The sequence below is a fragment of the Pseudomonas sp. 86_A genome (assembly GCF_017491705.1).
GTDB lineage: Bacteria > Pseudomonadota > Gammaproteobacteria > Pseudomonadales > Pseudomonadaceae > Aquipseudomonas > Aquipseudomonas koreensis.
This window is the reverse complement of the sequence record NZ_JAFGYS010000003.1, coordinates 57,927-83,274: the sequence shown is the minus strand read 5'-3', so window position 1 is coordinate 83,274 and position 25,348 is coordinate 57,927. Positions and strand designations below refer to the sequence as shown.

Below are 25,348 nucleotides of genomic sequence, written 5' to 3'. Positions count from 1 at the left end.
ACTCGCATCGAATGGCCCTTTTTGGTTGCCGCCGGTGTTACTCGGCAATCTGCAGCTTGCGCGCCTCGGTGTAGACGTAGCGCACTTTCTCGTACTCGAACGGCGAGTTCATCTGGCCGTAGCGGAAGTTGGTCTGGTAGCGCTTGTCGACGGCGCGCAGGGCCCAGATTTCCGGGTGGTTGGAGCTGACTTCCGACACGTTCAGGTAGTTGATCGCCGATTCGGCGGTGTAGTCCACGGCCAGGCCGGCGGTGTCGCGGATGTTCGACGGGCCGAGGATCGGCAGCACAAAGTAGGCGCCGCCCGGTACGCCGTAGAAGCCCAGGGTCTGGCCGAAGTCTTCGCTCTGGCGCGGCAGGCCCATGGCGGTCGCCGGGTCCCACAGGCCGGCAATGCCGATGGTGGTGTTGAGCAGCAGGCGCGCGGTGGTTTCCATCGAGCGCTTGCCCTTGAACTGCAGCAGGCTGTTGACCAGATTCGGCACGTCGCCGAGGTTGTTGAAGAAGTTGCTGACCCCGGTGCGCAGGAAGCTTGGCGTCACGTAGCGATAACCGTCGACCACCGGCAGGAACACCCATTGGTCGAAGCGGTAGTTGAAGTGGTAGACGCGGCGGTTCCACGACTCCAGCGGGTCATAGACGTTGAGCGCGTTGAGTGTCGAACGCTCGAACTCACGCTGGTCCAGCCCCGGGTTGAACTTGAGTTTGGACAGCGGCTCCTTGAAGCCGTCGCTGTCGACCACCACCGGCGCGTTGGCTTTGCTGTTGTCGGCCTGGGCCACGCCTGCACTGAGAAGCGCTGCAATCAGCAGGAGATATTTAGCCACGGAAGAACTCCAGCATGGCGTCGCTGTTGACGCGGTAGTTAAGGTTGCCGCAATGGCCGCCCAGTGGATAAACGGTGAGGCGATCACCGAAGGTCTTGCGCAGGAAGCCCAGGTCGCCAGGGCCCAGGATCACGTCGTCGGCGTTGTGCATGACGGCGATTTTCGGGCTGTCATGCAGGTAATCCTTGAGCGCGTACAGGCTGACCTGATCGATCAGTTGCAGCAGGCTGCCGCCGTCGGTACGGGCGCGCCACATCGGGATCACCTGTTCGGTCAGGTAGCAATCGAAGTCGCATTGCAGCGCACGCTTGAGGAACGGCGTGAGGCTGGTGCCTTCGGTGATCGGGAATTTCGGCGGGGTGATCAGGCCACGACGGTTGATCAGGTCCGAGGTAAAGGCAATGTCGGCCGCCGAAAAGCGGAACGAGGTGCCGATCAGCATCGCCATCTGCTCGTTGGTCAGGTGCTGCTTGGACTGCTGGAAGTCGTAGAGCAGCGCGTCATTGAGGTCGATGTAGCCTTTCTGCTGGAAGTAGCGGGTCAGCTTGCTCAGCACCAGTTCATAGAAGGTGGTGCTGTTGTTGATGCCCTTCACTTCGGTCTGCACCAGCTTGTCGAGGTTGGTGATCGAGGTATAGAGGTTGACCGGCGGGTTGAGCAGCAGGACTTTCTTGAAGTTGAAGCTGCGTCGGGTTTCGTCCAGGTGCGCAACGAATGCGGCATCCAGGGCACCGAGGCTATAGCCGCTGAGGTAGTACTCGGTGACCGGCAATTTCGGATGTTGCGCGCGCACGGCCTGCATCACCCGATACATGTCTTCGGCATCTTCCTTGGTGATACCGGGTGTGGCGAAGCGCGAAGCGGCGCTGATGAAGTCGAAACTGGTCGGCGACGACAACTGCACGACGTGGTAGCCGGCCTTGTAGTAGAGCTTCTTCAGGTATTCGTTGAGCGTGCTGTCAAAGCGGGCGCCGGTGCCGGCGATCAGGAAGATCAGCGGCGCCGGTTTGTCCTGCTCGGCGATGCGGTAAGTGAGTTTCTTCACCGCCCAGAAATTGTCCGGGAGAATGAAGGCCCGTTCCGGGCGCAACGTGATGCTGTGGTCGGACTGGTTGATGTCGTCGTTGGACGGCAACTCCGGGCGCAGGTCCGGCGGCGTCGTGGCGATAGTCGCCTCGAACGGGTTGGTCAGGGGATAGCCATAACTGGCGGCATCGATATCCACCGCCAGTGCGGACGCACTCAAAATAAGGCCGCTGAACAGCGCGGCGAAGCGCAAGGAACGGAGCATGACTGGATCCCTTAAAGGAAGGTGCCGAATGAAGTTCGCAGGCTATGACCACCGGCCGCGCGCCAAAGTGCCATGCCGCGGCACCAAACAGGCAGAATTCGGAGTAATAGTAGCTGGACGATACACTTTGCACGCCTCACATGACCAGTTAACAGTTGTTAGTGCTTGCCAATGCGTGCGGGCAGATTAAGCTGGCCGCCGATTTCGTTGATTGGAGAGATTCATGTCCCGCCGCTTGCCCGTGATCCTGTTGCTCGTGCTGTTGCCGCTGTGGCTGGCCGCCAGTTATGGCGCGCGTTATGGCTTCATGGAGGATGGGCAGTGGGTCGGCATCTGCGTCGATGAGGCGAGCCGCTGGGAATGCTCGCTGCGTTCGAACCTGGGGCTGATGATTCACTTCAAGGTATTGGGCTGGACTGCGCTGGGTGCGGCGCTGCTCGGGTTTGTCTTGCCCGGCCGGGCAGGGTGGTGGCTGGCGGTGCTGGCGCTGGTGTTCGGGCTGCCGGCATTGGCGTTGTACAACACCACCCTGGCGGTGTTTGCGGTGGTGATCGCCGGGTTGCGCCTCGTCCGGGCGTCCCGCAGCGCCTGATAGATAAAGATCGCAGCCTTCGGCAGCTCCAACAGGCTTACACCGAACCCAATGTAGGAGCTGCCGAAGGCTGCGATCTTTTGATCTTGCTGTTTAATCAGCGACTGCGAACCCGCAGGCAACGCCACAACGCCGCCACCATCAATCCGCTGACCAGTGCCCAGCCCCAGGCCTGCTGGTTCTGCAGCCCTTCCTCGAACAGCTGCGGCGCAATGCCGGCACCGATGATGAAGGTCAGCAGGGCGATTTCCCGGCGCGGCACGCTGATCGGACGGCACACGTAAACCAGCGCCGGCAGAATGAACGCCATGCTGGCGAAGCTGCGATAACGCGCATCGAACACCATCTCCAGCATCATCACCGCCGCCGCAAACCCGGCGACAGCGACCAGCCAGCCGGCGCGACGCTCCAGCCAGTTGAAGGCGCGTTCACGCCAACCCTGGCGGGCGCTCAAGGTCAGCGCCGCGTGCGCCAGCACCCAGAGATTCAATACCGTCAGCAAACCGACCCACAGCCATTCGCTGGCAAACCGCGTGGTCACCCGCGCCAGATCGCCCCAGGCGCCGATCGAGCAAGCGGCGACCGCGCCCAGCAGCGGCAGGATCAATGCCGATTGAGTGCTGCGCACCCGCCCGCCGAGCAGCAGCGTGCCGAGGAAAATCAATCCGCCGACGCCCAGCCATTGCTTCCAGTACGGCACGTTGGTCACCGGCCCGGCGAGCACGCCCTTGTCCTGGCGATCCGCGTCGAACAGGCCCCAGTAGCCACCGACTGCGCCTTCGCTGCCACGTTTCCATGGCTGGTCAAACGCTTCGATCAGGTTGTAATGCCAGCCTTCCTTCTCGGCCATCGCGACAAAACCGCGAATAAACTTGGCCTCATTGACCCGGCTCGGCAGCGCGGTCTCACGCTGGCGCCCTTCGCTGGGCCAGCCGGTTTCGCCGATCATCACGTCCTTGGGCGCGAACTTGTTGCCGAACACCTGACGCACATCTGCTACGTGTTGCAGGGCAACGTCGATGTTCGACGGATCGTCTTCCCAGTACGGCAGCAGGTGAATGGTCAGGAAATCCACCGCCGGCGCGACTTCCGGATGCTTGAGCCAGAACTCCCAGACATCGGCATAGGTGACGGGTTGCCTGACCTGGCTTTTGACCTTGTTGATCAGCTTCGCCAGTTGCGCGCCGGTGACTTCCTTGCGCAGCAAGGCTTCGTTGCCGACGATCACTGCGCTGACCACGTCCGGGTTGGCGTTGGCCGAGGCGATCAGCAGGTCGACTTCCTTCTCGGTGTCGACCGGGTTGCTGTTGACCCAGGCGCCGATCATCAATTTCAAGCCGTGCTTGCGCGCCAGTTCCGGCAGGGCTTCGAGGCCGGTCATCGAATAGGTGCGGATGCATTCGAAGCGCGTCGCCAGCAGGGCGAGGTCGGCGTCCATGCGCTCCGGGCGCAGTTTGAACGGCACGTCGAACGGCGACTGATCCTTGTCGAACGGCGTGTAGGAGGCGCATTGCAACTTGTGCGTCGGGGTCGCGGCGTCCGGCAGGATCACCGGTTTGCCGAGGCCGTACCAGAAACCGCCAAGGGCAAACAGGCCGAGCAGGCAAGCGAAGAGATAAGGAACAAACGGGAAGCGGGACGTCGCGGACATGGTCAGGCCGAGTGGCTGCAAAGCGACGCATGTTACCTGCATTTATCCGCGGGTTGGTGGCCGGCATGATTTGCCATGCAAAGTTCGGGCGGATTATCTGGCGTCATTTATTCAACCGCGATTAATGGCTTTCTGATGTCGTTTCTCGTTGTCTTGAGGTCGCTGCCAGAGCAGGTCACGTTTGGCGTCAGGCCGATGATCGAAAGCGTCAGTACCCTTATAGAAAAGACGACTGATGTTCGGACGAGTTTGCGGTCAGGCGTGATGGGGGCGCTGTGCACCATAACAATACGTTGACGATGCCCGGCATCCGTCGGGCGCAGCATTTCGGGGAAGTAACGATGAAGATGCGACGACTTTTAGGCGCAGGTGCCGCTCTGGTGCTTGCGATGAGCTCCACATTCGCCAGCGCTGAAAAACAGACCCTGAACATCGGTTACGTTGACGGCTGGTCCGACAGCGTCGCGACCACCCATGTGGCGGCCGAAGTGATCAAGCAGAAACTCGGCTACGACGTGAAGCTGCAAGCCGTCGCTACCGGGATCATGTGGCAGGGCGTGGCCACCGGCAAACTCGACGCGATGCTCTCGGCCTGGCTGCCGGTCACCCATGGCGAATACTGGGCGAAGAACAAGGATCTGGTCGTCGATTACGGCCCGAACTTCAAGGACGCGAAAATCGGCCTGATCGTGCCGGAGTACGTCAAAGCGAAATCGATCGAAGACCTGAAAACCGACGACACCTTCAAAAACCGCATCGTCGGCATCGACGCCGGTTCAGGCGTGATGCTCAAGACCGATCAGGCGATCAAGGATTACGGCCTCGACAAATACACGCTCAAGGCCAGTTCCGGCGCCGGCATGATTGCCGAGCTGACCCGCGCCGAGAAGAAGAACGAATCGATTGCCGTCACCGGTTGGGTGCCGCACTGGATGTTCGCCAAGTGGAAACTGCGCTTCCTCGACGACCCGAAAGGCGTGTACGGCGCGGCTGAAACCGTGAACAGCATCGGCAGCAAAGGGCTGGATGCCAAGGCTCCGGAAGTGGCCAAGTTCCTGAAAAACTTCCAGTGGGCGTCGAAAGACGAGATCGGCGAAGTCATGCTGGCGATTCAAGACGGCGCCAAGCCTGAAGCAGCGGCCAAGGATTGGGTCGCCAAGCACCCGGATCGCGTGGCTGACTGGACCAAATAACCACACCTGATGCAGTACACCTTGTAGGAGTGAGCCTGCTCGCGATTGCGGTCTTTCAGTGACTGAGATGTCGACTGATATGACGCCATCGCGAGCAGGCTCACTCCTACATTCGTTTCTGGCCAGCCCCTACTTTCAGGGTTTGCGGCTGTCTCGACGCCTCTTTCCAAATATTTCGGCTAATTACAGTCCGAAAATTGGCGAAAATGTCATGTCGTTCTAATACTAAGGTCGTCTGGAAGCCGTTCCGCAGCCGCATACAGTGGATACGTTCCAACAATAATCTGTGCTGCGAGGATAAAAACAATGAACGACAGCATTTACCTCTCGATTCAAAACAGCCCGCGCTTCAAGGAGCTGGTGAGAAAAAGAGAAAAGTTCGCCTGGATACTCTCGGCGATCATGCTCGGGCTGTACTCCGGATTCATCTTGCTGATCGCGTACGGGCCGCAAGTGCTCGGGGCGAAGCTCAGTCCCGGGTCTTCGATCACCTGGGGCATTCCGATCGGTGTCGGCCTGATTGTCTCGGCCTTCATCCTGACCGCGATCTACGTACGGCGCGCCAACGGCGAGTTTGACGACCTGAACAATGCGATTCTCAAGGAGGCTCAGCAATGATCCGGCGTCTACTGGCTCTTTTGAGCATCGCAGCGTTCGCCCCGGCCGTCTGGGCCGCTGACGCCTTGACGGGCGAAGTCCACAAACAACCACTCAACGTCTCCGCGATCGCCATGTTCGTGGTATTCGTCGGGGCCACCCTGTGCATTACCTACTGGGCGTCCAAGCGCAACAAATCGGCCGCCGACTACTATGCGGCGGGCGGCAAGATCACCGGTTTCCAGAACGGTCTGGCGATTGCCGGTGACTACATGTCGGCGGCGTCCTTCCTGGGGATTTCCGCGCTGGTGTTCACCTCCGGCTACGATGGCCTGATCTATTCGATCGGCTTCCTGGTGGGCTGGCCGATCATTCTGTTCCTGATCGCCGAGCGCCTGCGTAACCTGGGCAAATACACCTTTGCCGACGTGGCGTCCTACCGCCTCGGGCAAACCCAGATCCGCACCCTGTCTGCCTGTGGTTCGCTGGTGGTGGTGGCGTTCTACCTGATCGCGCAAATGGTCGGTGCCGGCAAGCTGATCCAGCTGCTGTTCGGCCTCGACTACTACGTCGCGGTGATTCTGGTCGGTATCCTGATGTGCATGTATGTGCTGTTCGGCGGCATGCTGGCGACCACCTGGGTGCAGATCATCAAGGCTGTGCTGTTGCTGTCCGGTGCCTCGTTCATGGCGCTGATGGTGATGAAACACGTCAACTTCGACTTCAACATGCTGTTCTCCGAAGCGATCAAGGTTCACCCTAAAGGTGAGGCGATCATGAGCCCGGGCGGTCTGGTGAAAGATCCGATTTCGGCGTTCTCCCTGGGGTTGGCGCTGATGTTCGGTACCGCCGGCCTGCCGCACATCCTGATGCGCTTCTTCACCGTGAGTGACGCCAAGGAAGCACGCAAGAGCGTGTTGTACGCCACGGGTTTCATTGGCTACTTCTACATCCTGACCTTCATCATCGGCTTCGGCGCGATCCTGCTGGTCAGCACCAACCCGGCCTTTAAAGATGCAGCGGGCGCTCTGCTCGGCGGCAACAACATGGCGGCGGTGCACCTGGCTGACGCGGTGGGTGGCAGTATCTTCCTCGGCTTCATCTCGGCGGTGGCGTTCGCGACCATTCTGGCGGTTGTGGCGGGTCTGACCCTGGCCGGTGCGTCCGCGGTGTCGCACGACCTGTATGCCAGCGTGATCAAGAAGGGCAAGGCCAACGACAAGGATGAAATTCGCGTATCGAAGATCACCACCATCGCACTGGGCGTGCTGGCCATCGGCCTGGGCATCCTGTTCGAAAGCCAGAACATCGCGTTCATGGTCGGCTTGGCGTTCTCCATCGCGGCAAGCTGCAACTTCCCGGTGCTGCTGCTTTCGATGTACTGGAAGAAGCTGACCACCCGTGGTGCGATGATCGGCGGCTGGCTGGGGCTGGTGAGTGCGGTGGGGCTGATGATCCTTGGTCCGACCATCTGGGTGCAGATTCTGCATCACGAGAAGGCGATCTTCCCTTACGAGTACCCGGCGCTGTTTTCGATGGTCATTGCGTTCATTGGCATCTGGTTCTTCTCGATCACCGACAAGTCAGCGGCTGCCGAGAACGAGCGGGCGCTGTTCTTCCCGCAGTTTGTGCGTTCGCAGACGGGGTTGGGGGCGAGTGGGGCGGTTTCGCACTGATCGCTTGATGGTTTTGTAAATCTTGATGGTTTTGTAAATGTTGTGCTGAATGCCCCGGTTGAGAGATCGGGGTATTTTTTTGTGGGCGGTTATCGGGCTGGAATTGTGTACATATCCATTGCTGCGGTAACGGCGGCTTAGGGTTTCGCCCTTACGGCGACTCACTTTTTTGACAAACGCCTCAAAAAAGTAAGCAAAAAAACGCTTGCTCCCACGTACGGCCCGCTCGCTGGGGCTCGGGGTCCCTTCGCTCCGGGATCGATCCGGGCGCAGCGTCTACGGTTTGCTTCGCTGCACCTCCTCTCGCTGTGTTTGGCTGCGCCAAACGGTCGCTGCGCTCCCACCCCCGGATCAATCCCTCCGCTCAGCCTTCCGACGTCGCCTTACAGATCAAGAGCTGCAGCCGAGCTAACGCTCATCCTGTTGAGTGGTGAGGAGCAACAGCGTGCCTGGCTTTGGATTTGTGTTGTTACTGCCCCTCACCCCAGCCCTCTCCCGGAGGGAGAGGGCTGGGGTGAGGGGCAGTTCGGAATTAGCGTCCGACTCGGTATCCCAAGTCGGCGCATCTCTCCCAGTTCACGCGGTCAGTCCCCTCTCTCTCCGGGAGAGGGCTAGGGTGAGGGGTTCTTGATCTGGCTCTTGATCTTGCTTTGGCTTTTGATCTTTTGCCCCTTTCGGCAGGCCGAGCGAAGGTGTTCATCCGGGGGGTAGGCGCGCAGCGCCGTTCGACGAAGTCGAACACATCGAGAGGAGGTGCAGCGAAGCAAACCGTAGGCGATGCCCCCTGATGGACACCGTAGCGAGGGAACACTGAGCCTCAGCGAAGTGCCGTACGCCGGGGCAAGACTTTTTGGTTACTTTTGAGGCGTTTGTCAAAAGTGACCCGCCGTAAGGGCGGAACCATAGGAGGCCGTTACCGCAGAAACGGATATGCCCCCTAACCACAGTCACAGTCGGCCCGCAGGCCGCTGAGACCAAACAAACAAAAACGGCCCCTACATAAATAGAGGCCGTTCCCGGTACAACTTCAAGACGTTATCGCAAGACAGGTCTTATTTGCGGTCTTCCAACTTGGTGATATCACGCGACTCGTAGCCGGTGTACAGCTGGCGCGGACGGCCGATCTTGTACGGGCTGGAGAGCATCTCTTTCCAGTGGGAGATCCAGCCAACAGTACGTGCCAGGGCGAAGATCACGGTGAACATGCTGGTTGGAATGCCGATCGCCTTGAGGATGATCCCCGAGTAGAAGTCGACGTTCGGGTACAGCGAGCGTTCGATGAAGTACGGGTCGGTCAGAGCGATCTCTTCCAGGCGCATGGCCAGTTCGAGTTGCGGATCGTTGTTGATGCCCAGTTCTTTCAGTACTTCGTCGCAAGTCTGCTTCATGACAGTCGCGCGAGGGTCGCGGTTCTTGTAAACGCGGTGACCGAAGCCCATCAGCTTGAACGGATCGTTCTTGTCCTTGGCCTTGGCGATGAACTTGTCGATGTTGGACACATCGCCAATCTCGTCGAGCATGGTCAATACGGCTTCGTTCGCACCGCCGTGGGCAGGGCCCCACAGTGCGGCGATGCCGGCGGCGATACAGGCGAACGGGTTGGCACCCGAAGAGCCGGCCAGGCGCACGGTGGAAGTCGACGCGTTCTGCTCGTGGTCGGCATGGAGGATGAAGATCCGGTCCATGGCCTTGGCGAGCACCGGGCTGATCGGTTTGATCTCGCACGGGGTGTTGAACATCATGTGCAGGAAGTTTTCCGCGTACGTCAGATCGTTGCGCGGGTACATCATGGGTTGACCCATGGAGTACTTGTAAACCATCGCTGCCAGGGTCGGCATCTTGGCAACCAGACGAATCGCGGAAATTTCGCGATGCTGCGGGTTATTGATGTCCAGGGAGTCGTGGTAGAAGGCTGAGAGGGCGCCGACTACGCCGCACATGACGGCCATTGGGTGGGCGTCGCGACGGAAGCCGTTGAAGAAGGTTTTCAGCTGCTCGTGAACCATGGTGTGGTTTTTCACGGTGCTGACGAACTGGGCCTTCTGTTCTGCGGTCGGCAGTTCGCCGTTGAGCAGCAGGTAGCAGGTTTCCAGGTAGTCCGACTTTTCAGCCAGCTGTTCGATCGGGTAGCCGCGGTGCAACAGAATGCCGTTGTCGCCGTCGATATAGGTGATTTTCGATTCGCACGAGGCGGTCGACATGAAACCCGGGTCGAAAGTGAAGCGGCCCGTGGCCGTCAGGCCCCGAACATCAATTACATCGGGACCAACGGTGCCGGTTAAAATGGGCAGCTCGACGGGGGCTGCGCCCTCGATGATCAACTGCGCTTTTTTGTCAGCCATGTGGCCTCCTATTTATGCTTGAACCATCAGACAGACCCCCCACGCAGGGCCCGCACCACTATAGTGAGATAAATTCGAATGTCAATTTGCCTAAAGTCTTGCTCCAGAAGGCTTTAAGCGCACTTTTTCCTCGAAATTGACTGCCATTTACGCCTTTTATGCGACTTGTGCAATCAGCTATTGGGGGTAGGTGATTGCGTTGTCATTAGTAGCCTAACTGTCTATACTCGGCCACCGACCGCCAAGGGCTTTTGGGCTTGCTTTCATTGGGGGTCGCATCCCTGGGTGGTGGTTACCTGACCAGTGCACTCCCCAACAACTTTGCCCTGATTGTTAGGGGCTCTTCAGTGTGAAAAAAAAGCCGTGAAAAGCCAACGACCTGTAAACCTAGACCTAAGGACCATCAAACTCCCAGTCACTGCTTACACGTCCATTCTTCACCGAATCTCCGGTGTCATCCTCTTTGTGTGCCTTGCCATCATGCTTTACGCATTGGACAAGTCGCTGAGCTCCGAGGAAGGCTTCGGTCAGGTGAAAGCGTGTCTGACCAGTCCGCTAGCCAAGCTAGTGATTTGGGGCATCCTGTCCGCTCTGCTGTATCACCTGGTTGCCGGTGTGCGCCATTTGATCATGGACATGGGCATCGGTGAGACGCTGGAAGGCGGCAAGCTGGGCTCGAAAATCGTTATCGCCGTTTCCGTGGTGGTAATCGTTCTGGCAGGAGTTTGGATATGGTAACTAACGTCACGAACCTCTCGCGTTCGGGCCTCTATGACTGGATGGCGCAACGTGTGTCGGCGGTCGTTCTCGCGGCTTACTTCATCTTTCTGATCGGATACGTCGTGGCCCACCCAGGCCTCGAGTATGCCCAGTGGCATGAACTGTTCGCCCACAACGGGATGCGTATTTTCAGCCTCCTGGCCCTTGTTGCCCTCGGCGCTCACGCCTGGGTCGGCATGTGGACCATCGCGACTGACTACCTGACGCCAATGGCGTTCGGCAAGTCCGCGACGGCTATACGTTTCCTTTTCCAGGCAGTATGCGGCGTTGCGATGTTCGCTTACTTCGTCTGGGGTGTGCAGATTCTCTGGGGTATCTGAGTCATGGCTAACATTCCAACGATTTCTTTCGACGCCATCATCATTGGTGGTGGCGGTGCCGGCATGCGCGCTGCGCTGCAGCTGGCACAGGGCGGTCACAAGACTGCGGTGATCACCAAGGTCTTCCCGACCCGTTCGCACACTGTATCCGCCCAGGGCGGCATCACCTGCGCAATCGCGTCCGCCGACCCGAACGATGACTGGCGCTGGCACATGTACGATACCGTCAAGGGTTCCGACTATATCGGTGACCAGGACGCTATCGAATACATGTGTCAGGAAGGCCCGGCTGCCGTTTTCGAGCTGGACCACATGGGTCTGCCGTTCTCGCGTACCGAACAGGGTCGTATCTACCAGCGTCCGTTCGGTGGTCAGTCCAAGGACTACGGTAAAGGCGGCCAGGCTGCCCGTACCTGCGCAGCGTCCGACCGTACCGGTCACGCGCTGCTGCACACGCTTTATCAGGGCAACCTGAAAGCCGGCACCACGTTCCTGAACGAGTACTACGCTGTCGACCTGGTGAAGAACCAGGAAGGCGAATTCGTCGGTGTGATCGCGATCTGCATCGAAACCGGCGAAACCTCGTACATCCGCGCCAAAGCGACTGTGCTGGCGACTGGCGGTGCTGGCCGTATCTACGCCTCCACCACCAACGCCCTGATCAACACCGGTGACGGCGTTGGTATGGCTCTGCGTGCCGGCGTACCGGTACAAGACATCGAAATGTGGCAGTTCCACCCGACCGGCATCGCCGGCGCCGGTGTACTGGTGACCGAAGGTTGCCGTGGTGAAGGTGGTTACCTGATCAACAAGCACGGCGAGCGTTTCATGGAGCGTTATGCTCCGAACGCGAAAGACCTGGCCGGTCGTGACGTGGTTGCCCGTTCGATGGTTAAAGAAATCATCGCCGGCAACGGTTGCGGTCCGAATGGCGACCACGTGATGCTCAAACTCGACCACCTGGGCGAGGAAGTGCTGCACAGCCGTCTGCCAGGCATTTGCGAGCTGTCGAAGACGTTCGCTCACGTTGACCCGGTGGTTGCGCCGGTTCCGGTTGTTCCGACCTGCCACTACATGATGGGCGGCGTTGCCACCAACATTCATGGTCAGGCGATCACCCAGAACGCCGAAGGCGTGGACCAGATCATTCCAGGTCTGTTCGCGGTAGGCGAGGTGGCTTGCGTATCGGTGCACGGTGCCAACCGTCTGGGCGGCAACTCGCTGCTCGACCTGGTGGTATTCGGCCGCGCTGCCGGCCTGCACCTTGAAAAGGCGCTGACCGACGGTATCGAATACGACGACGCTACTGAATCCGACATCGAAGCTGCCCTGTCGCGTCTGAACGCGCTGAACGGCCGCACCGATGGTGAAGACGTGGCTACCCTGCGTCGCGAGCTGCAAAGCTGCATGCAGAACTACTTCGGTGTATTCCGTACTGGCGAATACATGCAGAAGGGTATCGCTCAGCTGGCCGATCTGCGCAAGCGCATCGCCAACGTGAAGATCAACGATAAGTCGCAAGCGTTCAACACCGCGCGTATCGAAGCTCTGGAACTGCAAAACCTGCTGGAAGTGGCTGAAGCTACCGCCATCGCGGCCGAAGTACGTAAAGAGTCCCGCGGCGCTCACGCCCGTGAAGACTTCGAAGACCGTGACGACGAAAACTGGCTGTGCCACACCCTGTACTTCCCGGGTGAGAAACGCGTCGCCAAGCGTGCCGTAAACTTCTCGCCGAAGACTGTTCCGACTTTCGAACCTAAAGTCCGGACTTATTAAGGGTGACCGCCATGTTGCAAGTCAGTGTTTATCGCTACAACCCTGATCAGGACGCTGCGCCGTTCATGCAGGAATTCCAGGTCGATACCGGTGGTAAAGACCTGATGGTGCTGGACGTGCTGGCCCTGATCAAAGAGCAGGACGAGGGTTTCTCCTATCGTCGCTCTTGCCGTGAAGGTGTCTGCGGCTCCGACGGCATGAACATCAACGGCAAAAACGGTCTGGCGTGCATCACGCCGCTGTCCGCCGTCGTAAAAGGCAACAAGTTGATCGTTCGTCCGCTGCCAGGTTTGCCGGTTATCCGTGACCTGGTTGTCGATATGAGCATCTTCTACAAGCAATACGAGAAGGTTAAGCCTTACCTGCAGAACGACACGCCGGCTCCGGCCATCGAGCGTCTGCAGTCCCCTGAAGAGCGTGAAAAGCTCGACGGTCTGTACGAGTGCATCCTGTGCGCCTGCTGCTCGACCTCGTGCCCGTCCTTCTGGTGGAATCCGGACAAGTTCCTGGGCCCGGCCGCACTGCTGCAAGCTTACCGCTTCCTGGCAGACAGCCGTGACACCAAGACGTCCGAGCGTCTGGCTTCGCTCGATGACCCGTTCAGCGTCTTCCGCTGCCGGGGCATCATGAACTGCGTCAACGTATGTCCGAAAGGCCTGAACCCGACTAAGGCCATCGGTCACATCCGTAACATGTTGCTCTCGAGCGGCGTGTGATTCAGCTGCTGTAACCGTAGAACCGCTGTACCGAAGAGGCTGTGGCGCGGGCTTCAACCCGCGTCATGGCTATAACCAGAGCAGTAGCCACAAGCTGCAGCTCTTATTTTGAAGAAATGAGACAAGCAGGGGCATCCGGGCTGGTACCCGGACTATCAGCGTGATCCTAAGTGGCTTGTTTTGGTCGCTGCATTCGGACTTCTGCAAGTTTGCTCGGTATTGACGCCGATGGTGTTCCCCTAACCGAGGGTGACCAAGCATGCAAGAAAGCGTGATGCAGCGCATGTGGAACAGCGCCTACCTTTCAGGTGGAAACGCTGCCTATGTGGAAGAGCTTTATGAGCTCTACCTGCACGACCCTAACGCTGTGCCAGAAGAGTGGCGCACCTACTTTCAGAAGCTGCCAGCCGACGGCAGCTCTGCCACTGATGTTTCGCACTCCACAATTCGCGATCATTTCGTGCTGCTGGCAAAGAACCAGCGCCGCGCCCAACCGGTTTCCGCCGGCAGCGTGAGCAGTGAGCACGAGAAGAAGCAAGTTGAAGTGCTGCGATTGATCCAGGCCTACCGTATGCGTGGCCACCAGGCAGCCCAGCTTGACCCGCTGGGGCTGTGGCAGCGTCCTGCACCTGCAGACCTGTCGATCAATCATTACGGCTTGACCAATGCCGATCTTGATACGACCTTCCGTGCCGGCGACCTGTTCATCGGCAAAGAGGAAGCGAGCCTACGCGAAATTCACGAAGCGTTGCAGCAGACATATTGCCGCACCATCGGCGCTGAATTTACGCACATCACCGATTCCGAGCAGCGCCAGTGGTTCCAGCAGCGTCTGGAAAGCGTGCGTGGTCGTCCGACGTACTCCGCCGACATCAAGAGCCACCTGCTTGAGCGCGTGACTGCCGGTGAAGGCCTGGAAAAATACCTGGGCACCAAATACCCGGGCACCAAGCGTTTCGGTCTGGAAGGCGGCGAAAGCCTGATCCCGATGCTCGACGAGCTGATCCAGCGTTCCGGTTCCTACGGCACCAAGGAAGTCGTCATCGGCATGGCCCACCGTGGTCGTCTGAACGTGCTGGTCAACACCTTCGGCAAGAACCCGCGCGAGCTGTTCGACGAGTTCGAAGGCAAGAAGAAGGTCGAACTGGGTTCCGGTGACGTTAAATACCACCAGGGCTTCTCGTCCAACGTGATGACCGCCGGCGGTGAAGTTCACCTGGCCATGGCGTTCAACCCGTCCCACCTGGAAATCGTTTCCCCGGTGGTAGAAGGTTCGGTTCGCGCTCGTCAGGATCGTCGTAACGACCCGACGGGTGAAAAGGTTCTGCCGATCTCCATCCACGGTGACGCGGCATTCGCCGGTCAGGGCGTGGTCATGGAAACCTTCCAGATGTCGCAGACCCGCGGTTTCAAGACCGGCGGTACCGTGCACATCGTGATCAACAACCAGGTTGGTTTCACCATCAGCAACCCGCTGGACTCGCGTTCGACCGAGTACGCCACCGACGTTGCGAAGATGATCCAGGCGCCGATCCTCCATGTGAATGGTGATGATCCGGAAGCCGTGCTGTTCGTGACCCAGCTGGCCATCGACTACCGCATGCAGTTCAAGCGTGACGTGGTGATCGACCTGGTCTGCTACCGTCGTCGCGGCCACAACGAGGCCGACGAGCCAAGCGGCACCCAGCCTCTGATGTACCAGCAGATCACCAAGCAGCGCACTACCCGTGAGCTGTACGCTGATCGTCTGACTCAGGCCGGTGTACTGGACGCTGAGCGTGTTCAGGCCAAGGTCGACGAGTACCGCAACGCGCTGGACAACGGTCTGCACGTAGTGAAATCGCTGGTCAAAGAGCCGAACAAAGAGCTGTTCGTGGACTGGCGTCCGTATCTGGGCCACGCCTGGACTGCGCGTCACGACACGCGCTTCGATCTGAAGACCCTGCAAGAACTGTCCGCCAAGCTGCTGGAAATTCCGGAAGGCTTCGTGGTTCAGCGTCAGGTCGCGAAGATCTACGAAGACCGTCAGAAGATGCAAGCCGGCGGCCTGCCGATCAACTGGGGTTACGCCGAAACCATGGCGTACGCGACCCTGGCGTTCGAAGGTCACCCGATCCGCATGACCGGTCAGGACATCGGCCGCGGTACGTTCTCGCACCGTCACGCTGTCTTGCACAACCAGAAAGACGCGGGCACCTACATTCCGCTGCAGAACCTGTACGACGGTCAGCCACGCTTTGACCTGTACGACTCGTTCCTGTCGGAAGAAGCGGTACTGGCCTTCGAATACGGTTACTCGACCACCACGCCAAACGCGCTGGTGATCTGGGAAGCCCAGTTCGGCGACTTCGCCAACGGTGCACAGGTTGTTATCGACCAGTTCATCACCAGCGGTGAGCACAAGTGGGGCCGTCTCTGCGGTCTGACCATGCTGTTGCCACACGGCTACGAAGGTCAGGGCCCTGAGCACAGCTCGGCACGTCTTGAGCGTTACCTGCAGCTGTGCGCCGAGCACAACATTCAGGTGTGCATGCCGACCACCCCGGCCCAGATCTACCACTTGCTGCGTCGTCAGGTGATTCGCCCGCTGCGCAAACCTCTGGTAGTGCTGACGCCTAAGTCGCTGCTGCGCCACAAGCTGGCCGTCTCGACTCTGGAAGATCTGGCTGAAGGTTCGTTCCAGACCGTGATCCCGGAAATCGATGCCCTGGACCCGAAAAAGGTCGAGCGCGTAGTTCTGTGTAGCGGCAAGGTCTACTACGACCTGCTGGAAAAACGTCGTGCCGAAGGCCGTGACGATATCGCCATCGTGCGTATCGAGCAGCTGTATCCATTCCCTGAGGACGACTTGAAAGAAGTCCTGGCGCCTTACACCAACGTCAAGCATGCCGTTTGGTGTCAGGAAGAGCCGATGAACCAGGGCGCCTGGTACTGCAGCCAGCACCACCTGCGTCGCAGCATCGGTAACCTCGACAAGTCTCTCGTACTCGAGTACGCGGGCCGTGAGGCTTCTGCTGCCCCAGCTTGTGGTTACGCATCGATGCACGCCGAGCAGCAGGAAAAACTGCTGCAAGACGCGTTTACCGTTTAATGCCTTCGCGCACCTGAAACCGAATTTAAGGAACCACAGATAATGGCTATCGAGATCAAAGCCCCCACTTTCCCGGAATCGGTTGCCGATGGCACCGTTGCCACCTGGCACAAAAAACCGGGCGACGCCGTCAAGCGTGACGACCTGATCGTCGACATCGAAACCGACAAAGTCGTACTGGAAGTGCTGGCGACCGCCGACGGCGTGCTGGGCGCAATCGTCAAGAACGAAGGCGACACCGTTCTGTCCGACGAAGTCCTGGGCTCCATCGAAGCGGGCGGCGCTGCTGCCGCTGCTCCAGCCGCCGCTGCTGCTCCGGCCGCTGCTGCCGCTGCCCCGGCTGCTGCCGAAGGCGAAGACGATCCTGTTGCTGCTCCGGCTGCGCGCAAGCTGGCTGAAGAAAACGGCATCAACATCGCTTCCGTTGCCGGTACCGGCAAAGGCGGTCGTGTGACCAAGGAAGACGTGGTCGCTGCTGTTGCCGCGAAGAAAGCCGCTCCGGCTGCTGCTCCTGCGAAAGCCGCTGCCCCAGCCGCTGCTGCTCCGGTATTCGCTGCCGGCGACCGCGTTGAGAAGCGCGTACCGATGACCCGTCTGCGTGCCAAGGTTGCCGAGCGTCTGGTTGAAGCCCAGTCGAACATGGCCATGCTGACCACTTTCAACGAAGTCGACATGACCGAAGTCATGGCACTGCGTTCGAAGTACAAGGACCTGTTCGAGAAGTCCCACAACGGCGTACGCCTGGGCTTCATGTCGTTCTTCGTGAAAGCCGCCACCGAAGCACTGAAGCGCTTCCCGGCAGTCAACGCTTCGATCGACGGCGCGGACATCGTTTACCACGGCTACGCCGACATCGGTGTTGCCGTTTCCAGCGACCGTGGCCTGGTTGTACCGGTTCTGCGTAACGCCGAGCTGATGAGCCTGGCTGAAATCGAAGGCGGCATCGCCACTTTCGGCAAGAAAGCCCGTGACGGCAAACTGTCGATGGAAGAGATGACCGGCGGTACCTTCACCATCACCAACGGTGGTACCTTCGGTTCGATGATGTCGACCCCGATCGTCAACCCGCCGCAGGCAGCGATTCTGGGCATGCACAACATCATCCAGCGTCCTATGGCCATCAACGGTCAGGTCGTGATCCGTCCGATGATGTACCTGGCACTGTCCTACGATCACCGTCTGATCGATGGCAAAGAAGCTGTGACTTTCCTGGTGACCATCAAGAACCTGCTGGAAGATCCGGCGCGTCTGTTGCTGGATATCTGATAGAAGCAGCCATGCGCTGCAGGTGGCGTACCGCCGGAAACGGCGGTACGGCCTGCAGCGCGCGGCTTGAAGCTTTTCGCTAAAGAGGATTTTTTGAATGTCGCAGAAATTTGACGTAGTAGTGATCGGTGCCGGCCCTGGCGGCTATGTAGCTGCCATCAAGGCCGCGCAGTTGGGTCTCACCACTGCCTGCATCGAGAAGTACACCGACGCTGAAGGCAAGCAAGCCCTCGGCGGTACTTGCCTGAACGTCGGCTGCATTCCGTCCAAGGCGCTGCTGGACAGCTCCTGGAAGTACAAGGAAGCCAAAGAGAGCTTCAACGTTCACGGTATCTCGACTGGCGAAGTCAAAATGGACGTCGCTGCGATGATTGGCCGCAAGGCTGGCATCGTCAAGAACCTGACCGGCGGCGTTGCCACCCTGTTCAAGGCCAACGGCGTTACTTCGATCCAGGGCCACGGCAAGCTGCTGGCTGGCAAGAAAGTCGAAGTCACCAAGCCAGACGGCTCGGTTGAAGTCATCGAAGCTGAAAACGTCATCCTGGCTCCAGGCTCGCGTCCGATCGACATTCCACCGGCTCCGGTCGATCAGAAAGTCATCGTCGATTCGACTGGCGCGCTGGAATTCCAATCCGTACCAAAACGTCTGGGCGTCATCGGCGCTGGCGTGATCGGTCTGGAACTGGGTTCGGTATGGTCGCGTCTGGGCTCCGAAGTGGTTGTCCTCGAAGCGCTGGACACCTTCCTGATGGCAGCGGATACCGCTGTTTCCAAGGAAGCGCTGAAAACCCTGACCAAACAGGGTCTGGACATCAAGCTGGGCGCTCGCGTAACCGGTTCGAAAGTCAACGGCGACGAAGTCGTTGTGAACTACACCGATGCCAACGGCGAACAGTCCATCACGTTCGACAAGCTGATCGTAGCCGTTGGTCGCCGTCCGGTGACCACTGATCTGCTGGCTGCCGACAGCGGCGTGACCCTGGACGAGCGCGGTTTCGTGCACGTTGACGATCACTGCGCCACCACCGTACCGGGCGTCTACGCCATCGGTGACGTGGTTCGCGGCATGATGCTGGCGCACAAAGCCTCGGAAGAGGGCATCATGGTTGTCGAGCGCATCAAGGGTCATAAAGCCCAGATGAACTATGACCTGATCCCTTCGGTTATTTATACTCACCCGGAAATCGCGTGGGTTGGCAAAACCGAGCAGGCCTTGAAAGCCGAAGGCGTTGAAGTTAACGTCGGCACCTTCCCGTTCGCCGCTTCCGGCCGTGCCATGGCCGCCAACGATACCGGTGGTTTCGTCAAGGTCATCGCTGATGCCAAGACCGACCGCGTATTGGGCGTGCACGTGATTGGCCCGAGCGCTGCAGAACTGGTTCAGCAGGGCGCGATCGGTATGGAATTCGGCACCAGCGCTGAAGACCTGGGCATGATGGTTTTCTCCCATCCGACCCTGTCTGAAGCCTTGCACGAAGCTGCTCTGGCGGTGAATGGCGGCGCCATCCACATTGCCAACCGCAAGAAGCGTTAAGACACAATAAGAAACCACGGCGGTAACGGCCCGTCGTGAGCCTTGCGAGCAAGTCTCACCGCGGAATGTCCGCTGGACGCAGTCTTGCGTAGCTGCACCGGGTACCCGGAAAGGCTACGCAAGCAGCAGTCACAGGTGGCGCGGCACTCATCAAGAGCGCAGCGCCGAATGCGCAGTACCTAACGAAGACGGTAAAAAGCATGAATCTTCACGAGTATCAGGGTAAGCAGCTGTTCGCTGAATACGGCCTGCCAGTTTCCACTGGTTACGCAGTAGACACCCCGGAAGCAGCAGCAGAAGCTTGCGACAAAATCGGCGGCAGCGAGTGGGTTGTCAAAGCCCAGGTCCACGCCGGTGGTCGCGGTAAAGCGGGCGGCGTCAAGCTGGTTCGCAACAAAGAAGACGCCAAGGCCTTCGCACAGCAGTGGCTGGGCAAGCGTCTGGTGACTTACCAGACTGACGCCAATGGTCAGCCAGTCACCAAGATCCTGGTTGAATCGTGCACTGATATCGCTAAAGAGCTGTACCTGGGCGCTGTCGTTGACCGTTCGAGCCGTCGCATCGTGTTCATGGCTTCCACCGAAGGTGGCGTGGACATCGAGAAAATCGCTCACGACACTCCAGAAAAAATTCTGAAAGCCACTATCGATCCACTGGTTGGTGCTCAGCCATTCCAGGGTCGCGAGCTGGCGTTCCAACTGGGTCTGGAAGGCAAGCAAGTTGCCCAGTTCGCCAAGATCTTCGTAGGTCTGGCCAAACTGTTCCAGGATCACGATCTGGCTCTGCTGGAAGTGAACCCGCTGGTGATCAAGGCTGACGGCGATCTGCACTGCCTGGACGCCAAGATCAACATCGACGCCAACGCCATGTACCGTCAGCCTAAGCTGAAGACTTTCCACGATCCGTCGCAAGACGATCCGCGCGAAGCGCACGCTGCCAAGTTCGAACTGAACTACGTAGCGCTGGAAGGCAACATCGGCTGCATGGTCAACGGTGCCGGTCTGGCCATGGGTACCATGGACATCGTCAACCTGCACGGCGGCAAGCCAGCCAACTTCCTCGACGTAGGTGGTGGTGCAACCAAGGAACGCGTAACTGAAGCGTTCAAGATCATCCTGTCCGACACCAACGTCGCTGCAGTACTGGTTAACATCTTCGGCGGCATCGTTCGTTGCGACATGATTGCCGAAGGCATCATCGGCGCCGTGAAAGAAGTCGGCGTGAAAATCCCGGTTGTTGTTCGCCTTGAAGGCAACAACGCTGAGCTGGGCGCTAAAGTACTGGCAGAAAGCGGTTTGAACATCATCGCTGCTACCAGCCTGACCGACGCTGCTCAACAAGTTGTCAAAGCTGCGGAGGGCAAATAATGAGCGTCCTGATCAATAAAGACACCAAAGTTATCTGCCAGGGTATTACCGGTTCGCAAGGTAGTTTCCACACCCAGCAAGCCATCGAGTACGGCACCAAGATGGTCGGTGGTGTTACTCCAGGCAAAGGCGGCACCGAGCACCTGGGTCTGCCAGTGTTCAACACCGTTAAAGACGCAGTAGCCGCCACTGGCGCTACCGCCAGCGTGATCTACGTTCCAGCTCCTTTCTGCAAGGATTCGATCCTGGAAGCGGCTTTCGGTGGCATCAAGCTGATCGTCTGCATCACCGAAGGCATTCCTACCCTGGACATGCTGGACGCTAAAGTTAAGTGCGACGAGCTGGGTGTTACCCTGATCGGCCCTAACTGCCCAGGCGTGATCACCCCAGGCGAATGCAAGATCGGCATCATGCCAGGTCACATTCACTTGCCAGGCAAGGTCGGTATCGTTTCGCGTTCCGGCACCCTGACCTACGAAGCTGTGAAGCAAACTACTGACGCCGGTTTCGGTCAGTCGACTTGCGTCGGCATCGGTGGTGACCCGATCCCGGGTTCGAACTTCATCGACATCCTGAAGCTGTTCCAGGAAGACCCGAAGACCGAAGCGATCGTGATGATCGGCGAGATCGGCGGTTCGGCTGAAGAAGAAGCGGCTGCCTACATCAAGGCACACGTGACCAAGCCGGTTGTTTCCTACATCGCTGGTGTGACTGCTCCTCCGGGCAAGCGCATGGGCCATGCTGGCGCAATCATCTCTGGCGGCAAAGGCACTGCAGACGAGAAATTCGCTGCGCTGCAAGACGCAGGCGTAAAAACCGTGCGTTCGCTGGCAGACATCGGCAAGGCCCTGGCCGAGCTGACCGGTTGGGCTGTCAAGTAAGCCTCGCGCTTAGCTGACGCTTCACCAAACAAAGGCCACCTTCGGGTGGCCTTTGTCGTTTCTGCAATCTGGAACATAACGGGTTTTTGTGGCGAGGGAGCTTGCTCCCGCTCGACTGCGCAGCAGGCGTAAACCATCTGACAGCGGATTAACGGAAAGAGCCCGGTCGTCTGCATTGGGGCTGCTTCGCAACCCAGCGGGAGCAAGCTCCCTCGCCACAGGGTTATGGTTAGGAAAAATAAATGCGTAAACGCGACACAGACACGTCGCGTATCGGATAGTTCGCCCTCAAACAGTGCGTTTGTCAGACAAATTCGTTAGGCTAGCAGCCATTTTTGCGTCTGCCGCCCACAAGGCATGCAACGCGCTAAACGGGTCAGTCTTATACGGACTGACAGCATTTCCCTAACCCCACAGGGAAATCCCCCTCTAAATTCCGATTCAGTAGTGTGGTATTTCCTTAATGAAAGTTTTGAAAGGTCAGGACATCCTGGCACTTGGTTTTATGACATTTGCCCTGTTCGTCGGGGCCGGTAACATCATCTTCCCGCCGATCGTCGGCTTGCAGTCCGGACCCAACGTCTGGATGGCGGCGCTGGGCTTCCTGATCACGGCGGTCGGTCTGCCGGTGGTCACTGTCGTTGCCCTGGCCAAGGTTGGCGGCGCGATGGACGCGCTGAGTAGCCCGATCGGCAAGGTCGCCGGCGGTGTGCTCGCCGCTGCGTGCTACCTGGCGGTTGGTCCGCTGTTCGCCACCCCGCGGACCGCGACCGTGTCGTTCGAAGTGGGCCTGGCGCCGCTGACCGGCGAAAGCCCGCTGGCGCTGTTCCTCTACAGCTCGGTGTACTTCCTGCTGGTGTTCTTCATCTCGCTGTATCCGGGCCGTCTGCTCGATACCGTTGGCCGTTTTCTCGCGCCACTGAAGATCATCGCCCTGGCGGTGCTCGGTATTGCTGCGTTCGCCTTGCCGGCCGGTGATATCGGTCAGGCCACGCCTGAATACGTCGCGGCGCCGTTCTCCCAGGGTTTCATCAATGGTTACCTGACCATGGATACCTTGGGCGCCCTGGTGTTCGGCATCGTCATTGTCAACGCGATCCGCTCCCGTGGCGTTGACTCGCCTGCGCTGATCACCCGTTACGCAATCATTGCCGGCCTGATCGCCGGTGTCGGCCTGGCGCTGGTTTACATCAGCCTGTTCCGCCTCGGTTCCGGCAGCCATGAAGTCGCTGCGGGTGCCACCAACGGCGTGGCGGTGCTGCACGCTTATGTGCAACACACCTTCGGTTCGCTGGGCAGTGGTTTCCTTGCAGTGCTGATCTCGCTCGCATGCCTGGTGACGGCGGTCGGCCTGACCTGTGCCTGCGCGGAATACTTCAGCCGCGTGCTGCCACTGTCCTACAAGACTCTGGTGATCATCCTGGCCGCGTTCTCGCTGCTGGTGTCAAACCTGGGCCTGACCAAGCTGATTGCCTTCTCGATCCCGGTACTGACTGCGATCTACCCGCCGTGCATCGTTCTGGTGGCCCTGAGCTTCTGCAAGGACTTCTGGCATGAACACGGCCGCATCCTCGGCCCGGTGATGCTGGTGTCGTTCGTGTTCGGCACCATCGACGCGCTGAAGGGCGCCGGTCTGGCTGACTGGATGCCGTCGCAGCTGTCGCATCTGCCGCTGAGCGAGCAGGGCCTGGCGTGGCTGGTGCCTTGTGTCATGACCCTGGTGGTCGCCGTGGTCTGCGATCGTCTGCTGGGCAAGCGCAGTGAAGCGGTTGCCTGACGTTGTCTGACCCGCCACAAGCGGGTCTTCAGCGCTTAAACAGAAATGCCCCGTATCAATCGATACGGGGCATTTTTTATGGGCGTCTGGCAGTGTCTTTTTCTCTGAGTCAGCGTCGAAGCACTGCAAAGATTTTATGTAATGCATTCACACTTCACAGGAAAACGAATGTCGTTCATCCAAGCCAACCTGATCCATCTGCTGGCCGCGCTCTGGTTTGTCATCTGCTGGGGCGGCTACACCCGTTATGCGTCGTGGAAAGCCCGCGACACGGCTTGCCTGGCCAGCGTGTTGCACCTGTACCGCGAAGACTGGATGCGCCGCATGCTGCTGCGCGACAACCGCATTGCCGACGCCAGTGTGATCGGCAATCTGGAGCGTAACGCCTCGTTCTTTGCCTCCAGCACCCTGATCATCCTCGCCGGCATTCTCACCGTACTGGGGGCCTCCGAGCGCGCCGTGTCGTTGCTGGCGGACATTCCGATGGTCCAGCAGGCGTCGCAGGGCATGTCAGAGATCAAGTTGCTGTGCCTGGCGCTGGTGTTTGTCTACGCCTTCTTCACGTTCAGCTGGTGCATGCGCCAGTACAACTTTGCGGCGGTGCTGGTCGGCTCGGCGCCGATGATCGGTGAGCGTCAGGTTTCCGAGCAGGAGCGCAAAGCCTTCGCGCTGCGGGCGGCGCGGGTTATTTCGATGGCGGCCAACCAGTTCAACTTCGGCCTGCGCTCTTATTACTTCGGGATGAGCATGCTGGCGTGGTTTGTCAGCCCGTGGCTGTTCATGTTGATGAGTGCCGGGGTCGTGCTGGTGTTGTATCGCCGCGAGTTTCATTCCGACGTTCTTGACGTGATGGTCTATACCCCTACAGAGGCGTCGTTGCCCGAATCCAATAAAGAGGCTGCTTGATGAGTATTCCGTTCTGGTGTGTGTTTATCAGTGCATTGTTGATTTACATCGCGCGTATGCCGGTGGGCAAAGCCATGAAAGAGCAGGGCGGTTACAACAACCACCTGCCGCGCCAGCAACAGGCGCAACTCACTGGTTATGGCGCGCGAGCACTGGCGGCGCATCAGAACAGCATTGAAGCGTTCATCCTGTTTGCCGTCGGCGTGCTGATGGCGCACACCACGCAGACTCAGGGATGGTTGATTGATGCCCTGGCGATCATCTTCGTGATCGCGCGAATTCTCTACCTGTGGCTCTATCTGGCCGATAAGCCGTCCGCGCGTAGCCTGATGTGGCTGGTCGGCCTGATTTGCAGTTTGTTGCTCATGATTAGTCCGACTTTTAGAACTGTATTGCTCTAATACAGCCTCGAAGCGAACACTGACAAAAAATCACAGGCAAAAGAAAACCCGCACTTGGCGGGTTTTCTTTTTCTGCATCAAGTCGCAATTATTGCTTCTTGGCAGCTTCTTCCTGAGCGGCTTGATTCGATTCAGCCTGAGCTTTGGCAGCTTCGGCGTTTTCTTTTGCTGCGTCGTTCACTTTATCCTGAGCTTTGTTCATGTCTTGCTGAGCTTGCTCAGCATGTTTGTTGGCATCTTGAGCTTTGTCCTCGGATTTTTTATCGCAGGCAGCGAGACCGAGGGAAGCGGTCAACATCAAGGCAATAGCTAAAGTCTTACGCATGGGGTGTTTCTCCTTATGGAAATTAACTACTGGCCTTAAG

21 protein-coding genes are annotated in these 25,348 nt (G+C 58.9%); 16 read left to right on the top strand and 5 right to left on the bottom strand.

Annotated elements, in window-relative coordinates:
• Window positions 1–37: 37 nt before the first annotated feature.
• Together J5M57_RS05940 and J5M57_RS05935 are read right to left on the bottom strand one after the other, a co-directional pair.
• On the bottom strand, window positions 38–826 hold the full coding sequence (locus J5M57_RS05940) for a VacJ family lipoprotein (protein ID WP_064586624.1): 789 nt from the start codon (window positions 824–826) through the stop codon (window positions 38–40).
• Window positions 819–2,117, bottom strand: coding sequence for a hypothetical protein (locus J5M57_RS05935; RefSeq protein WP_064586625.1), 1,299 nt, complete (start codon window positions 2,115–2,117; stop codon window positions 819–821). Before J5M57_RS05935 ends, J5M57_RS05940 begins: the two co-directional genes overlap by 8 nt.
• A 223-nt stretch (window positions 2,118–2,340) precedes the next feature.
• On the opposite strand from J5M57_RS05935, the gene J5M57_RS05930 reads away from it, so the two are divergent.
• On the top strand, window positions 2,341–2,709 hold the full coding sequence (locus tag J5M57_RS05930) for a hypothetical protein (RefSeq protein ID WP_169840939.1): 369 nt from the start codon (window positions 2,341–2,343) through the stop codon (window positions 2,707–2,709).
• 97 nt (window positions 2,710–2,806) lie between these two features.
• Here J5M57_RS05930 and J5M57_RS05925 read toward each other — a convergent pair whose 3' ends face one another.
• Window positions 2,807–4,402: a beta (1-6) glucans synthase gene (locus J5M57_RS05925; protein ID WP_207848193.1), complete on the bottom strand. Its 1,596-nt coding sequence runs from the start codon at window positions 4,400–4,402 to the stop codon at window positions 2,807–2,809.
• A 299-nt stretch (window positions 4,403–4,701) separates the two neighbouring features.
• Here J5M57_RS05925 and J5M57_RS05920 point away from each other — a divergent pair, with 299 nt between their 5' ends.
• The 3 genes from J5M57_RS05920 (at window position 4,702) to J5M57_RS05910 (ending at window position 7,826) form a co-directional block, all read left to right on the top strand.
• Window positions 4,702–5,553: a glycine betaine ABC transporter substrate-binding protein gene (locus J5M57_RS05920; protein ID WP_169840937.1), complete on the top strand. Its 852-nt coding sequence runs from the start codon at window positions 4,702–4,704 to the stop codon at window positions 5,551–5,553.
• Window positions 5,554–5,859: 306 nt separating this feature from the next.
• Entirely contained in the window at window positions 5,860–6,171 is a 312-nt protein-coding gene (locus tag J5M57_RS05915) for a DUF485 domain-containing protein (protein WP_027613950.1), read from the top strand.
• On the top strand, window positions 6,168–7,826 hold the full coding sequence (locus J5M57_RS05910; RefSeq protein ID WP_064586629.1) for a cation acetate symporter: 1,659 nt from the start codon (window positions 6,168–6,170) through the stop codon (window positions 7,824–7,826). Before J5M57_RS05915 ends, J5M57_RS05910 begins: the two co-directional genes overlap by 4 nt.
• Window positions 7,827–8,878: 1,052 nt before the next feature.
• Here J5M57_RS05910 and gltA read toward each other — a convergent pair.
• A complete protein-coding gene (gene gltA / locus J5M57_RS05905; protein ID WP_003222994.1) occupies window positions 8,879–10,168 on the bottom strand; it encodes a citrate synthase in 1,290 nt (429 codons plus the stop codon).
• Window positions 10,169–10,531: 363 nt separating this feature from the next.
• On the opposite strand from gltA, the gene sdhC reads away from it, so the two are divergent.
• From sdhC to J5M57_RS05845, 12 genes are all read left to right on the top strand, one after another.
• The gene (gene sdhC / locus J5M57_RS05900; protein ID WP_016773673.1) at window positions 10,532–10,906 is read left to right on the top strand and encodes a succinate dehydrogenase, cytochrome b556 subunit; all 375 of its coding nucleotides are present in this window, start codon (window positions 10,532–10,534) and stop codon (window positions 10,904–10,906) included.
• Window positions 10,900–11,268: a succinate dehydrogenase, hydrophobic membrane anchor protein gene (sdhD, locus tag J5M57_RS05895; RefSeq protein WP_003222999.1), complete on the top strand. Its 369-nt coding sequence runs from the start codon at window positions 10,900–10,902 to the stop codon at window positions 11,266–11,268. The genes sdhC and sdhD overlap by 7 nt, the downstream gene beginning before the upstream one ends.
• A gap of 3 nt (window positions 11,269–11,271) precedes the next feature.
• Entirely contained in the window at window positions 11,272–13,044 is a 1,773-nt protein-coding gene (gene sdhA / locus J5M57_RS05890) for a succinate dehydrogenase flavoprotein subunit (protein WP_003223001.1), read from the top strand.
• Between the two features lie 11 nt (window positions 13,045–13,055).
• Window positions 13,056–13,760 (top strand): succinate dehydrogenase iron-sulfur subunit, encoded by a 705-nt coding sequence (locus J5M57_RS05885; RefSeq protein ID WP_003223007.1) that lies wholly within the window; start codon window positions 13,056–13,058, stop codon window positions 13,758–13,760.
• A gap of 259 nt (window positions 13,761–14,019) precedes the next feature.
• Window positions 14,020–16,851, top strand: a complete 2,832-nt coding sequence (locus tag J5M57_RS05880) for a 2-oxoglutarate dehydrogenase E1 component (protein WP_064586630.1) — start codon at window positions 14,020–14,022, stop codon at window positions 16,849–16,851.
• A 42-nt stretch (window positions 16,852–16,893) separates the two neighbouring features.
• A complete protein-coding gene (gene odhB / locus J5M57_RS05875) occupies window positions 16,894–18,117 on the top strand; it encodes a 2-oxoglutarate dehydrogenase complex dihydrolipoyllysine-residue succinyltransferase (protein ID WP_003223011.1) in 1,224 nt (407 codons plus the stop codon).
• A gap of 97 nt (window positions 18,118–18,214) precedes the next feature.
• The gene (lpdA, locus tag J5M57_RS05870; protein ID WP_064586632.1) at window positions 18,215–19,651 is read left to right on the top strand and encodes a dihydrolipoyl dehydrogenase; all 1,437 of its coding nucleotides are present in this window, start codon (window positions 18,215–18,217) and stop codon (window positions 19,649–19,651) included.
• A 200-nt stretch (window positions 19,652–19,851) separates the two neighbouring features.
• Window positions 19,852–21,018 (top strand): ADP-forming succinate--CoA ligase subunit beta, encoded by a 1,167-nt coding sequence (gene sucC, locus J5M57_RS05865; RefSeq protein ID WP_003223015.1) that lies wholly within the window; start codon window positions 19,852–19,854, stop codon window positions 21,016–21,018.
• Entirely contained in the window at window positions 21,018–21,899 is an 882-nt protein-coding gene (gene sucD / locus J5M57_RS05860; RefSeq protein ID WP_003223019.1) for a succinate--CoA ligase subunit alpha, read from the top strand. Before sucC ends, sucD begins: the two co-directional genes overlap by 1 nt.
• Window positions 21,900–22,362: 463 nt before the next feature.
• Window positions 22,363–23,676 carry a branched-chain amino acid transport system II carrier protein gene (gene brnQ / locus J5M57_RS05855; protein WP_207848192.1) on the top strand — a complete coding sequence of 438 codons (1,314 nt, stop codon included), beginning with the start codon at window positions 22,363–22,365 and terminating at the stop codon, window positions 23,674–23,676.
• A gap of 168 nt (window positions 23,677–23,844) precedes the next feature.
• The gene (locus tag J5M57_RS05850; protein ID WP_064586634.1) at window positions 23,845–24,582 is read left to right on the top strand and encodes a DUF599 family protein; all 738 of its coding nucleotides are present in this window, start codon (window positions 23,845–23,847) and stop codon (window positions 24,580–24,582) included.
• Window positions 24,582–24,983, top strand: coding sequence for an MAPEG family protein (locus J5M57_RS05845; RefSeq protein WP_064586635.1), 402 nt, complete (start codon window positions 24,582–24,584; stop codon window positions 24,981–24,983). Before J5M57_RS05850 ends, J5M57_RS05845 begins: the two co-directional genes overlap by 1 nt.
• Before the next feature lie 88 nt (window positions 24,984–25,071).
• Here the strand turns inward: J5M57_RS05845 and J5M57_RS05840 are convergent, their stop codons facing one another.
• The gene (locus J5M57_RS05840; protein WP_064586636.1) at window positions 25,072–25,308 is read right to left on the bottom strand and encodes a hypothetical protein; all 237 of its coding nucleotides are present in this window, start codon (window positions 25,306–25,308) and stop codon (window positions 25,072–25,074) included.
• Window positions 25,309–25,348 lie beyond the last annotated feature (40 nt).

Coding starts and splice junctions, on each gene's coding strand:
- J5M57_RS05935 (WP_064586625.1), bottom strand. CDS start 2,117: ATGCTCCGTTCCTTGCGCTTCGCCGCGCTGTTCAGCGGCCTTATTTTG.
- J5M57_RS05930 (WP_169840939.1), top strand. CDS start 2,341: ATGTCCCGCCGCTTGCCCGTGATCCTGTTGCTCGTGCTGTTGCCGCTG.
- J5M57_RS05925 (WP_207848193.1), bottom strand. CDS start 4,402: ATGCAGGTAACATGCGTCGCTTTGCAGCCACTCGGCCTGACCATGTCC.
- J5M57_RS05920 (WP_169840937.1), top strand. CDS start 4,702: ATGAAGATGCGACGACTTTTAGGCGCAGGTGCCGCTCTGGTGCTTGCG.
- J5M57_RS05915 (WP_027613950.1), top strand. CDS start 5,860: ATGAACGACAGCATTTACCTCTCGATTCAAAACAGCCCGCGCTTCAAG.
- J5M57_RS05910 (WP_064586629.1), top strand. CDS start 6,168: ATGATCCGGCGTCTACTGGCTCTTTTGAGCATCGCAGCGTTCGCCCCG.
- gltA (WP_003222994.1), bottom strand. CDS start 10,168: ATGGCTGACAAAAAAGCGCAGTTGATCATCGAGGGCGCAGCCCCCGTC.
- sdhD (WP_003222999.1), top strand. CDS start 10,900: ATGGTAACTAACGTCACGAACCTCTCGCGTTCGGGCCTCTATGACTGG.
- sdhA (WP_003223001.1), top strand. CDS start 11,272: ATGGCTAACATTCCAACGATTTCTTTCGACGCCATCATCATTGGTGGT.
- J5M57_RS05885 (WP_003223007.1), top strand. CDS start 13,056: ATGTTGCAAGTCAGTGTTTATCGCTACAACCCTGATCAGGACGCTGCG.
- J5M57_RS05880 (WP_064586630.1), top strand. CDS start 14,020: ATGCAAGAAAGCGTGATGCAGCGCATGTGGAACAGCGCCTACCTTTCA.
- odhB (WP_003223011.1), top strand. CDS start 16,894: ATGGCTATCGAGATCAAAGCCCCCACTTTCCCGGAATCGGTTGCCGAT.
- lpdA (WP_064586632.1), top strand. CDS start 18,215: ATGTCGCAGAAATTTGACGTAGTAGTGATCGGTGCCGGCCCTGGCGGC.
- sucC (WP_003223015.1), top strand. CDS start 19,852: ATGAATCTTCACGAGTATCAGGGTAAGCAGCTGTTCGCTGAATACGGC.
- sucD (WP_003223019.1), top strand. CDS start 21,018: ATGAGCGTCCTGATCAATAAAGACACCAAAGTTATCTGCCAGGGTATT.
- brnQ (WP_207848192.1), top strand. CDS start 22,363: ATGAAAGTTTTGAAAGGTCAGGACATCCTGGCACTTGGTTTTATGACA.
- J5M57_RS05850 (WP_064586634.1), top strand. CDS start 23,845: ATGTCGTTCATCCAAGCCAACCTGATCCATCTGCTGGCCGCGCTCTGG.
- J5M57_RS05845 (WP_064586635.1), top strand. CDS start 24,582: ATGAGTATTCCGTTCTGGTGTGTGTTTATCAGTGCATTGTTGATTTAC.
- J5M57_RS05840 (WP_064586636.1), bottom strand. CDS start 25,308: ATGCGTAAGACTTTAGCTATTGCCTTGATGTTGACCGCTTCCCTCGGT.